This is a genomic window from Nocardioides pelophilus, from assembly GCF_014180685.1.
GTDB classification, from domain to species: Bacteria; Actinomycetota; Actinomycetes; order Propionibacteriales; family Nocardioidaceae; genus Nocardioides; species Nocardioides pelophilus.
Genome location: NZ_JACEHF010000024.1, coordinates 24,850 through 36,001 on the forward strand (window position 1 = coordinate 24,850; position 11,152 = coordinate 36,001).

General features: G+C 70.1%; 9 protein-coding genes. 4 read left to right on the forward strand and 5 right to left on the reverse strand.

The features are described from left to right. Window positions 1-13 precede the first annotated feature (13 nt). On the reverse strand, window positions 14-1,798 hold the full coding sequence (locus H0488_RS07125) for a methylmalonyl-CoA mutase family protein (protein ID WP_183098591.1): 1,785 nt from the start codon (window positions 1,796-1,798) through the stop codon (window positions 14-16). Between the two features lie 354 nt (window positions 1,799-2,152). After that, window positions 2,153-2,521, reverse strand: coding sequence for a VOC family protein (locus H0488_RS07130; protein WP_183098592.1), 369 nt, complete (start codon window positions 2,519-2,521; stop codon window positions 2,153-2,155). A 237-nt stretch (window positions 2,522-2,758) separates the two neighbouring features. On the opposite strand from H0488_RS07130, the gene H0488_RS07135 reads away from it, so the two are divergent. Then, entirely contained in the window at window positions 2,759-3,811 is a 1,053-nt protein-coding gene (locus H0488_RS07135) for a glycosyltransferase (RefSeq protein WP_183098593.1), read from the forward strand. Window positions 3,812-3,966: 155 nt separating this feature from the next. Here the strand turns inward: H0488_RS07135 and H0488_RS07140 are convergent, their stop codons facing one another. Genes H0488_RS07140 through sdhC form a run of 3 tightly spaced genes read right to left on the reverse strand, consistent with a single transcriptional unit; the run spans window position 3,967 to window position 7,454 of the window. Beyond that, the gene (locus H0488_RS07140; RefSeq protein WP_183098594.1) at window positions 3,967-4,743 is read right to left on the reverse strand and encodes a succinate dehydrogenase/fumarate reductase iron-sulfur subunit; all 777 of its coding nucleotides are present in this window, start codon (window positions 4,741-4,743) and stop codon (window positions 3,967-3,969) included. Between the two features lies 1 nt (window position 4,744). Beyond that, window positions 4,745-6,622, reverse strand: coding sequence for a fumarate reductase/succinate dehydrogenase flavoprotein subunit (locus H0488_RS07145; RefSeq protein ID WP_183098595.1), 1,878 nt, complete (start codon window positions 6,620-6,622; stop codon window positions 4,745-4,747). Between the two features lie 19 nt (window positions 6,623-6,641). Continuing rightward, the gene (sdhC, locus tag H0488_RS07150) at window positions 6,642-7,454 is read right to left on the reverse strand and encodes a succinate dehydrogenase subunit SdhC (protein WP_183098596.1); all 813 of its coding nucleotides are present in this window, start codon (window positions 7,452-7,454) and stop codon (window positions 6,642-6,644) included. Between the two features lie 188 nt (window positions 7,455-7,642). Here sdhC and H0488_RS07155 point away from each other — a divergent pair, with 188 nt between their 5' ends. From H0488_RS07155 to H0488_RS07165, 3 genes are all read left to right on the forward strand, one after another. Beyond that, the gene (locus H0488_RS07155) at window positions 7,643-8,368 is read left to right on the forward strand and encodes a succinate dehydrogenase cytochrome b subunit (protein WP_312856239.1); all 726 of its coding nucleotides are present in this window, start codon (window positions 7,643-7,645) and stop codon (window positions 8,366-8,368) included. Window positions 8,369-8,416: 48 nt separating this feature from the next. Then, entirely contained in the window at window positions 8,417-10,453 is a 2,037-nt protein-coding gene (locus H0488_RS07160) for a fumarate reductase/succinate dehydrogenase flavoprotein subunit (protein ID WP_183098600.1), read from the forward strand. 11 nt (window positions 10,454-10,464) lie between these two features. Next, the coding region (locus H0488_RS07165) for a succinate dehydrogenase/fumarate reductase iron-sulfur subunit (protein ID WP_183098601.1) at window positions 10,465-11,152 on the forward strand (688 nt) is incomplete at its 3' end.

Here is an 11,152-nt window from a genome sequence, read left to right on the forward strand (position 1 = left end):
CTCTTCGGAATGCTCACGACAGCTTCTCTCTGGTCGAGGTCAGGAAGGCAAGGGCGTCGACGCCGATCGCCGCGGCGTCGTCGACCTCGGCAGCGACGGCGTCCGGCTTGCCGGCGATGATCACGTGCTGGGCGCCCGCACCGCGCAGGGCTTCGACGGCGGCCGCGCCCCACTCGGAGTACGCCGCGTCGGTGCCGGCGAGGCACACCACCGGCTGTCCGCCGTACGCCGCCAGCAGCTCGTCGACACCGGACGTCGGCCCGGCCACGTCGACCGCGATGCCGCCTGCGGCAAGCAGGTTGGCGGCGAAGGTGGCGCGGGCGGTGTGCTGGGCGATCGTGCCGAGGGTGGCGAGGAAGACGGGCGTCGCGACCGGTTCGTCACGCAGCGCCTCGAACGAGGCGCCGTAGCGGGCGACCCGGTCGTTGAGCGGGTCGGGCTCGCGGGCCGGCAGCTCCTCGGCGAGGTTCGGGAACTCGGTCACGCCGGTGAGCGGCCGCTTGCGACGGGCGATCAGGGCCTCCCTCTCGGCGACCGTGGCAGCGATCCGGTCGCGGAAGGGCGTGAAGTCGTGGCCGGTCTCCCACTCCTCCTCGAGCTGCTGGAACGCAGCCCAGCCGGCGGCGGCGAGATCGGCGGTGAGCTGCTCGACGGCGTACGCACCACCGGCGGGGTCGGCGACCGCAGCGACGTGGGACTCGTCGATGAGCAGGTGGCTGACGTTGCGGGCGATCCGGCGGCCGAAGCCCTCCGGCTGGCCGAGGGCGGCGTCGAACGGGAGGACGGTCACCGCGTCTGCTCCCCCGACGCCGGCGGCGAAGGCCGCGACCGTGCCGCGCAGCATGTTGACGTAGGGGTCGTACTTGCTGAGCATCGGCCGGCTGGTCACCGCGTGCTGACGCTGCTCCACGACGACGTCGGTCGGGAGCCCCGAGTGGTGCAGCACGCTCGCCCACAGCTGGCGGGCCGCGCGCAGCTTGGCGATGGTCGGGAACTGCTCGTCGGTGGCGGCGTAGCGGAACTCGATCAGGTTGGCCGCGTCCTCGAGGTCGAGGCCGTGGTCGGTGAGCCAGCGCAGGTAGGCGACACCGGCGGCCACCGACCAGGCGAGCTCCTGGACGTCGCTGGCACCGAGGTCGTGGGCGGCGGTCGCGTCGACCACGATCGCCCGGACACCGGCGGCCGCGGCCTGGGACGCCAGGTCCCGGAGCTCGCCGACCGCCTCGTCGACGGCGAGCGGCAGGTCGCGCAGCATCGCGCCCAGCGGGTCGGCGCCGAGGTTGCTGTCGGGGTGCATCTTCACGTGGCGCTCGCCGGCGTAGGCGAGCAGGGCGCGCGCGGTCGCGGTGGGCGCGGTCGGCGCGTCGAGGACCACCGGCGCGAGGTCGAGCAGCACGTCGGCGAGCACCGTCGGCAGGTCGGTCGTCTCGTCGGCTGCGATCCAGAGGCTGGTCGCGCCACCGTCGAGGTCGACCAGCGCCTCCTCGTTGGCGAGCTTGGCGTCGGGGTGCGAGACCAGCGTGCGGATGTCCCATGCCCCGGTACGCGTCGGCCGCACCGCCGGGTCCGGAGCACCGGGGACGCCGAGCGGCGGGATCGCGATGCCGTCGAGGGTGGTCCGGGTCAGCTTGTCCCAGACCGCCGCGTCGGCGTCCGCGTCGGTGAGCTTGCGGGACTTCCGCAGGACGGCCGCAGTCGCGGCCTCCCACTCCTCCCTGCTGTGCCGGTCCTCCGGCTGCGCGAGCGCGAGCGGAGCCGCGACCGCGTCATCCGAGGCGCTGTCGGCGAGGTCAGTCATAGCCGCACCCTACGAACCGCCGTGTGGCAGTCGCTACACAGTGTGAGGTTTGAGACGCTCCGGGCGCGTGTCGCGCGGGGTTCTGGCACGGCGTGGCCGCGCGCCGGCGGCGGATGTAACACGCTGTTCGCGGACCTGCGGGACCGTCCGCGGGCCTGGCAGGACGTACGCCGTACTTGCGGGGCGTACGCCGTACTTGCAGGACGTTGACGTCGGTCCGGCCCCCTTGCAGCGGTCTCCTAGCGACGCCAGGGGTCGCCCAGCTCGGCGAACGGCGTGTTACATCATCGGCGGCCTGCATGACCGCCCGTACGCCGACAGCGACGGTCGTGCGGAACGGAGGAGCAGGCCCGCTCAGCCCCAGTTGGGCAGCTGCTGGAGCGACCACCGGTTGCCGTCGGGGTCGGCGAAGTACACGAACCGGCCCCACGGCTGGTCGTCGACCGGGCTGACCTCGATGCCGCGCTCGGTGAGGTCGGCGTGAGCCGCGTCGGCGTCGGCGACCACCGCCTGCAGGTTGTCGAGGGCGCCGGGCGCCAGCGTCGTGAGACCCTTCCCGATCGCGATCGAGCAGGCCGACCCCGGTGGGGTGAGCTGCACGAACCTGACCTCGTCGCTGACGGTGTGGTCGTGGTCGACCACGAACCCCGCCCGCTCGTAGAACTCCTTCGCCCGATCGACATCGCTCACGGGCACCGCCACCAGCTCGAGCTTGATATCCATACCCGCGAACCTAGGTGCGGCCACCGACAGGGCGCCTTGGTTTCGAGGCTCGCTTCGCTCGCACCTCAACCAGCGGCAGGCACGCCTCGCTCACCCTCAACCAACGGCAGCCGCGCCTCGCTCGCACCTCAACCAGCGGCAGCCGCACCCCGCTCGCACCTCAACCAGCGGCAGGCGTTCACCCGGCGTCCATCGCCAGACGGGGAGCCGGAAACGTCCGGCGCCCAGGCTGGCGCCATGAGGATCGCACTGGTCACGGAGAGCTTCTACCCGGCCGTCGACAGCACCACGACGACGCTCAAGGCGACCGCCGACCGGCTGGTCGACCTCGGCCACACGGTGCGGATCATCGCGCCCGGTCCCGGCCTGGCCTCCTACCTCGGCTGCGAGGTGGTGCGGGTGCGGCCACTCGAGCCGACCGGCGGCCAGATCCGCGCGGCGCTGGACGCGTTCGCCCCGGACCTGGTGCAGGCGGTGTCGCCCCGGTTCGTGGGACGCAAGGCGCTCAAGCACGCGCGCCGCACCGGCGTACCGACCCTCGTCGTGGAGCAGTCCCCGGTGCTCGACCTGGCCGCCGACTACTGGCGCGCCAAGGTCGCCGACCGCGCCGACACGCTGCTGGTCACCGCCCCCTGGATGGTCGAGCGGGTCGCCGAGCTCGGCGCCGCGGCGACGCTGTGGCAGCCCGGCGTCGACCCGCTCGCCTTCACCCCGAAGCTGCGCGACCCGTGGCTCCAGGACTCCTGGTCGCGGGCGCGCTCGAAGGAAGGCCGCCAGGTCGTCGTCGGCTATGTCGGCAGCCTGCACAAGCGGCACGGGGTACGACGCCTCGCCGAGCTCGCCGACATCCCCGGGATCCGGCCGGTCGTCATCGGCGCCGGGCCCGAGCGCGAGTGGCTCGAGAGGCGACTCCCCGGCGCGCGGTTCACCGGTCCGCTGGGGACCGGGGACCTCACCGTGGCGCTGCCGACCCTGGACCTGCTGGTCCACCCGGGCGAGCGCGAGACCGACTGCCACGCCCTGCGCGAGGCCGCGGCCTCCGGTGTGCCCGCGGTGGCGCCGCGCTCGGGCGGCGCCGCCGACGTGGTGCGGCACCTGGAGACGGGCCTGCTCTACGACCCGGCCGACCCGCGCGACCTGCGCCGGGCGGTGGCCGCGGTCGCCGCCGACGGTCACCGAAGGCTGCTGGGCGAGGCGGCGCGCGCGTCAGTCGTACGGCGGACCTGGGTCGACGCCGTCGACGAGCTGGTCGCGGTGCACTACCGCTCGCCGACGCCGATCGCCGCCTGACCCGGGCGCCTTGGTTTCGAGGCTCGCTGCGCTCGCACCTCAACCAGCGGCGACTGCTCGCTGCGCTCGCGCCTCAACCAGCGGCGACTGCTCGCTGCGCTCGCGCCTCAACCAGCGGCGACTGCTCGCTGCGCTCGCACCTCAACCAGCGGCGCTCAGGTCGCTGCGCGACCTTCGTTGTCCTTGTTGCGCAGCCCGATCTTGTTGCCGAGCCACACCAGCGGGTCGTACTTCCTGTCGACGACGCGCTCCTTCATCGGGATGATCGCGTTGTCAGTGATCTTGATGCCCTCCGGGCAGACCTCGGTGCAGCACTTGGTGATGTTGCACAGGCCGAGACCGGCCGTCTCGCGCACGGTGTCGCGGCGGTCGAGGGTGTCGAGCGGGTGCATGTCGAGCTCGGCGTAGCGCAGGAAGAACCGGGGGCCCGCGAACGCCGGCTTGTTGTCCTCGTGGTCACGCGTCACGTGGCAGGTGTTCTGGCACAGGAAGCACTCGATGCACTTGCGGAACTCCTGGCCCCGCTCGACGTCGACCTGCATCATCCGGCGCTTGCCGTCGGCATCCCGCGGGCCGAGCTCGACGCCCGGCAGCTCGCGCGCCTTCTCGTAGTTGTAGGACACGTCGGTGACCAGGTCCCGGATGACGGGGTAGGCCCGCATCGGCGTCACCGTGATCGTCTCGGCCGGGTCGAAGTCGGACAGCCGGGTCATGCACAGCAGCCGCGGCTTCCCGTTGATCTCGGCGCTGCACGACCCGCACTTGCCGGCCTTGCAGTTCCACCGGATCGCGAGGTCGCCGGTCTGGGTCGCCTGGAGCCGGTGGAGCGCGTCGAGCACGACCTCGCCCTCGGACACCTCGACCGCGTAGTCACCCAGCGACCCGCCGCTGGCGTCGCCGCGCCAGACCCGCATCTTCAGCTCGTAGCCCATGTCACTCCTCGAAGAACTTCTTCAGGTCGTCGGGCATCGCCGGGATGGCCTGCTCGGTCAGGTCGACGCCGGTGCCCTCGGCGTTGAGCCGCAGCACGAGGTTCTTGCCGCCCCACTCGGGGTTGGGGCCGGGGAAGTCGTTGCGGGTGTGGCCGCCGCGCGACTCCTGCCGCGCCAGCGCCGCCTTCGCCACGCACTCCCCGACCAGCAGCATGTTGCGCAGGTCGATCGCCAGGTGCCAGCCGGGGTTGTACTGCCGGTGCCCCTCGACGGACATGCTCGCCGCGCGCTCCTTGAGCCGCTCGACCTCCTGGAGCGCCTGCTCCAGCTCCGATCCCTCGCGGATGATCCCGACCAGGTCGTTCATCGCCTGCTGGAGGTCCTGCTGGATCGTGTACGGGTTCTCGCGGCCCTCCAGCTCGAACGGCGCGAGCGCGCTCGCCTTCGCCGCCGTGATGTCCGCATCGGAGATCCCGGGCCGTGACGACAGCGACGAGGCGTACGACGCCGCGGCATCGCCTGCTCGGCGGCCGAACACGATCAGGTCGGACAGCGAGTTGCCACCGAGCCGGTTGGACCCGTGCATGCCGCCCGAGCACTCGCCGACGGCGTACAGCCCGGGCACCACCGACAGCTCGGTGTCGGGGTCGACCTCGATGCCGCCCATCGCGTAGTGGCAGGTCGGGCCGATCTCCATCGGCTCGGCCGTGATGTCGACGTCGGCCAGCTCCTTGAACTGGTGGTACATCGACGGCAGCCGCTTGCGGATGAACTCCGGGGTACGTCGGGACGCGATGTCGAGGAAGACGCCACCGTGCGGCGATCCCCTGCCGGCCTTGATCTCGGCGTTGATCGCCCGGGCGACCTCGTCGCGGGGCAGCAGCTCAGGGGGACGGCGGTTGTTCTTCTTGTCGTCGTACCACCGGTCGGCCTCCTCGATGGAGTCAGCCGTCTCGGCCCGGAAGTACTCCGGGATGTGGTCGAACATGAACCGCTTGCCCTCGGAGTTCTTCAGGATGCCGCCGTCGCCGCGCACGGACTCGGTGACGAGCAGCCCCTTCACCGACGGCGGCCAGACCATCCCGGTCGGGTGGAACTGCACGAACTCCATGTTGATGAGGGTGGCGCCGGCGCGCAGGGCCAGGGCGTGGCCGTCGCCGGTGTACTCCCAGGAGTTCGAGGTGACCTTCCACGCCTTGCCGAACCCGCCGGTCGCCAGCACCACAGCGGGCGCCTCGAACACGATGAAGCGGCCGGACTCGCGCCAGTAGGCGAAGGCACCGGCGATGGCCCCCTGCCCGTCATCCGAGGGCGCCTTGAGGAGGTCGGTGACCGTGCACTCCATGAAGACGTCGATGCCGAGCTGCACCAGCCGCTGCTGGAGCGTGCGGATCATCTCGAGACCGGTGCGGTCGCCGATGTGGGCGAGCCGGGCATAACGGTGGCCGCCGAAGTCGCGCTGGCTGATCAGCCCGTCGGGAGTGCGGTCGAACAGGGCGCCCCAGTCCTCGAGCTCCATGACCCGCTCGGGCGCCTCCTGCGCGTGGAGCTGGGCCATCCGCCAGTTGTTGAGCATCTTCCCGCCACGCATGGTGTCGCGGAAGTGCACCTGCCAGTTGTCCTCGGGATAGACGTTGCCCATCGCGGCAGCGGCGCCGCCCTCGGCCATGACCGTGTGGGCCTTGCCGAGCAGCGACTTGCACACGACGCCGACGCGAGCGCCCGCCTCGTGGGCGGCGATCGCGGCGCGCAGGCCGGACCCGCCGGCCCCGATCACGATCACGTCGTACTGGCGGCGCTCGATGCCACCCTCGGCGTCACCGGACATCTCGTTGCCGGTCATCGGGTGTCGGCTGGTGTTGCTGTGCGCTTGAGTCATTGGAACCTTTGCGGGGTGGTCAGAAGAACCTGAGGTCGTCGATCACGTCGGTGGCCAGCAGGTAGATGTAGAAGTCGACCACGGCCACGGAGAACAGCGAGTACCACGCGTAGCGCGGGTGGCTGGCGTTGAGCTTCGACACCCAGGTCCAGAGCTTGTAGCGGACCGGGTGCTTGGAGAAGTGCCGCAGCCGGCCGCCCACGATGTGCCGGCACGAGTGGCACGACAGCGTGTAGAGCCAGATCAGCGCGACGTTCACGGCCATCAGCAGGGTGCCGAGCCCCATGTGCACGCCGGACGTCTCGCCGTCGCCGACGGCGTACTCGTCCGGCATCGGCCGGAAGGCCAGCACGACGTCGAAGGTCAGGATCAGGCCGACCACGATGGCGGCGTACCAGAAGTAGCGGTGGAGGTTCTGCACCAGGAGCGGGAACCGGGTCTCTCCGCTGTAGGCGCTGTGCGGCTCAGCGACCGCGCACGCCGGCGGCGACAGCCAGAACGCCCGGTAGTAGGCCTTGCGGTAGTAGTAGCAGGTCATCCGGAAGCCGAGCGGGAAGATCAGGATGATCAGGGCCGCCGACAGCGGCCACCAGGAGAACGGCTGGCCGAAGTCGGACGCGCCCTCGACGCAGTCGCCCAGGCAGGGCGAGTAGAACGGCGAGAGGTAGGGCTCGGCGAAGTAGTCCCGTCCCATGAACGCACGGACGGTCGCGAAGACCACGAACCCGCTGAAGACGATGAACGTCGCGAGCGGTGTCAACCACCATCGGTCCGTGCGGAGCGTCCGCTCCTCGATCTGTGCTCGACCAGGGCCGTCAACGCCAGTCGTCACCTGCACCTCCGGATGTCGGGCGGATTCGCCGAGCCCTGAGTCTGCACAACAGGCTTCGATTGTGAAAGGGGCCACACCGACCTGTCCGCGCCCAAAGACGCGAAATCGGGTGAGGGTGTCCTAACCGGACAAACCTCACACCGGACTGGTTACCCGGCCCCCAGACGTGCGCGGTAGCGTGACCAGCCGTGGCAGACCCAGTAATGACCAGGCCGACCCTCGTCGAGGGCGCGCGGGCATCGCGCACCTCGATCGCACTGAAGCTCCTGATGGCCCTCAGCGGCCTCGCGTTCGTCGGCTTCGTGCTCGGGCACATGTACGGCAACCTCAAGGCCTTCTCCGGCCACGACGCCTTCAACGAGTACGCGCACCACCTGCGCGAGCTCGGCGAGCCGATGCTCCCCCACATGGGGTTCATCTGGATCATGCGCGGCGGCCTGCTGCTCGCGCTGGTCGTGCATGTGGCGTGCGCGATCGAGCTCACCCGCCGCGCCCGCAAGGCGCGGCCGGTCAAGTACGTCGTCAAGAAGCACACCGGCGCCATCCCGGCCAGCCGGCTGATGCGCTGGGGCGGCCTCACCCTCTTCCTCTTCATCGTGTGGCACCTCGTCAACTTCACCTTCGGCAAGGTGAACGTCAGGAGCGGCGAGACGGGTGATGCAGCAGGCGACCCCTACAACCTGCTCGTCGACACCTTCGACGTCTGGTGGATGACGCTGATCTACCTCGCCGCCATGGCGATGCTCGGGGCACACCTGCACCACGGCGTGTGGAGCTCCCTCCAGACGCTGGGCCTGACGAGCACCGCGGCCAGCCGCGCCCGCGCGAAGACGATCTCGTTCTCGATCGCGATCCTCATCGCCGGCGGCTTCTCGCTCGTCCCGATCGCCGTCCTCACCGGCATCATCGACTGACCTCTGTCAGCAACGATCGCTACCAACGGAAGACCTGACATGACTGACATGCCGGACACCACCCTCACGTCCGACCGATCGCACGACGAGCCGTCGCCCGGGCAGTACGACGACGCCGCGGGCTACTACACCGCCGGCGACCCGATCGCCGACAAGAAGGCCCCCGACGGCCCGATCGACGAGCGCTGGCAGACCCGCAAGTTCGAGGCCCGGCTGGTCAACCCGGCCAACCGCCGCAAGCTCTCGATCATCATCGTCGGCACCGGCCTGGCCGGCGGCGCGGCGGCCGCCACGCTCGGCGAGGCCGGCTACAACGTGAAGTCCTTCTGCTACCAGGACTCCCCGCGCCGGGCGCACTCGATCGCCGCCCAGGGCGGCATCAACGCGGCCAAGAACTACAAGGAGGACGGCGACTCCGTCCACCGGCTCTTCTACGACACGGTCAAGGGCGGCGACTACCGCTCGCGGGAGTCGAACGTCTACCGCCTGGCCGAGGTCAGCACCAACATCATCGACCAGTGCGTCGCCCAGGGCGTCCCCTTCGCCCGCGAGTACGGCGGCCTCCTCGACAACCGCTCCTTCGGCGGCGTCCAGGTGTCGCGCACGTTCTACGCCCGCGGCCAGACGGGTCAGCAGCTGCTGATCGGCGCCTACCAGGCGATGGAGCGCCAGGTGAAGCTCGGCACCGTCACCGAGTACACCCGCCACGAGATGCTCGAGGTCATCGTGGTCGACGGCCGGGCGCGCGGCATCGTGGCCCGCAACATGGTCACCGGTGAGATCGAGACGCACCTGGCCGACGTCGTCGTACTCGCCTCGGGTGGCTACGGCAACGTCTTCTACCTGTCGACCAACGCGATGGGCTCCAACGTCACCGCCGCGTGGCGCGCGCACCGCAAGGGCGCCTACATGGCGAACCCCTGCTACACGCAGATCCACCCGACCTGCATCCCGGTCTCGGGCGACCACCAGTCGAAGCTGACCCTGATGTCGGAGTCGCTGCGCAACGACGGCCGGATCTGGGTGCCCAAGAAGGCCGAGGACTGCACCAAGGACCCGCGCGAGATCCCGGAGGAGGACCGCGACTACTACCTGGAGCGGATCTACCCGTCCTTCGGCAACCTGGTGCCCCGCGACATCGCTTCCCGCCAGGCGAAGAACATGTGCGACGAGGGTCGTGGCGTCGGCCCGATGGTCGGCGACTTCCGGCGCGGCGTCTATCTCGACTTCGCCGACGCGATCGAGCGCCTGGGCGAGGACGCGATCCGCGAGAAGTACGACAACCTCTTCGACATGTACGAGCGGATCACGGGCGAGAACCCGTACGAGGTCCCGATGCGGATCTACCCCGCCGTGCACTACGTCATGGGCGGCCTGTGGGTCGACTACGACCTGCAGTCGACGATCACCGGCCTGTTCGTGACCGGAGAGGCCAACTTCTCCGACCACGGCGCCAACCGCCTCGGCGCGTCCGCCCTGATGCAGGGGCTCGCCGACGGCTACTTCGTGCTGCCGCACACGATCCGCGACTACCTCTCCGACGGGCCGTTCGAGCCGGTCGACGAGTCCCACCCGGCCGTCGTCGAGGCCCAGAACTCGGTGCAGGAGCGGATCGAGAAGTTCCTCTCCATCAACGGCACCCGCTCCGTCGACAGCTTCCACCGCGAGCTCGGCAACATCATGTGGGAGTACTGCGGCATGGAGCGCACGGCCGAGGGCCTGCGCAAGGCGATCGACATGATCCGCGAGCTCAAGCGTGAGTTCTGGACCGACCTCAAGGTGCTGGGCTCGGCCAACACCCTCAACCAGAGCCTGGAGAAGGCCGGCCGGGTGGCCGACTTCATCGAGCTCGGCGAGCTGATGTGCATCGACGCCCTCAACCGCCGCGAGTCGTGCGGCGGCCACTTCCGCGGCGAGTCGCAGACCGAGGACGGCGAGGCTCTTCGCCACGACGACGAGTTCGCGTACGTCGCCGCGTGGGAGTGGAACGGCGACCCCGGGTCGAACGAGATGGGCACGCCGATCCTGCACAAGGAAGAGCTCGTCTACACCGCCATCGAGATGAAGCAGAGGTCGTACAAATGAGCGCCGGGACGATGAACCTGACCCTCAAGATCTGGCGCCAGAGCGACAGTCAGGACAAGGGCAAGATCCACACCTACGACGTGGCCGGGATCTCCGAGGACATGAGCTTCCTGGAGATGCTCGACGTCCTCAACGAGCAGCTCAACGAGCTCGGCGAGGAGCCGATCGCGTTCGACTCCGACTGTCGCGAGGGCATCTGCGGCATGTGCTCGCTGATGATCAACGGCGAGCCGCACGGGCCGGAGGTGACCACCACCTGCCAGCTGCACATGCGCTCGTTCAAGGACGGCGACACGATCACCATCGAGCCGTGGCGCTCGGGCGCGTTCCCGGTGCTCAAGGACCTGTGCGTCGACCGCTCGGCCTTCGACCGGATCATCCAGTCCGGCGGCTACATCTCGGCCAACACCGGCTCGGCCCCCGAGGCCAACTCGGTGCCGGTCCCCCGCGACAACGCCGTCCGCGCGTTCAACGTGGCGACCTGCATCGGCTGCGGCGCGTGCGTGGCCGCGTGCCCGAACGGCTCGGCGTCGCTGTTCCTCGGCGCGAAGATCACCCACCTCGGTGAGCTGCCGCAGGGCCAGCCGGAGCGGTGGAGCCGGGTGGTCGACATGACCGCCCAGCACGACCACGAGGGCTTCGGCGGCTGCACCAACATCGGCGAGTGTGCGGCCGCGTGCCCCAAGGAGGTCCCGCTCG

Bases quoted from the DNA above. Each gene is read 5' to 3' on its own strand.
- H0488_RS07135 (WP_183098593.1), top strand. From the start codon at position 2,759: ATGAGGATCGCACTGGTCACGGAGAGCTTCTACCCGGCCGTCGACAGC.
- H0488_RS07125 (WP_183098591.1), bottom strand. From the start codon at position 1,798: ATGACTGACCTCGCCGACAGCGCCTCGGATGACGCGGTCGCGGCTCCG.
- H0488_RS07130 (WP_183098592.1), bottom strand. From the start codon at position 2,521: ATGGATATCAAGCTCGAGCTGGTGGCGGTGCCCGTGAGCGATGTCGAT.
- H0488_RS07145 (WP_183098595.1), bottom strand. From the start codon at position 6,622: ATGACTCAAGCGCACAGCAACACCAGCCGACACCCGATGACCGGCAAC.
- H0488_RS07160 (WP_183098600.1), top strand. From the start codon at position 8,417: ATGCCGGACACCACCCTCACGTCCGACCGATCGCACGACGAGCCGTCG.
- H0488_RS07140 (WP_183098594.1), bottom strand. From the start codon at position 4,743: ATGGGCTACGAGCTGAAGATGCGGGTCTGGCGCGGCGACGCCAGCGGC.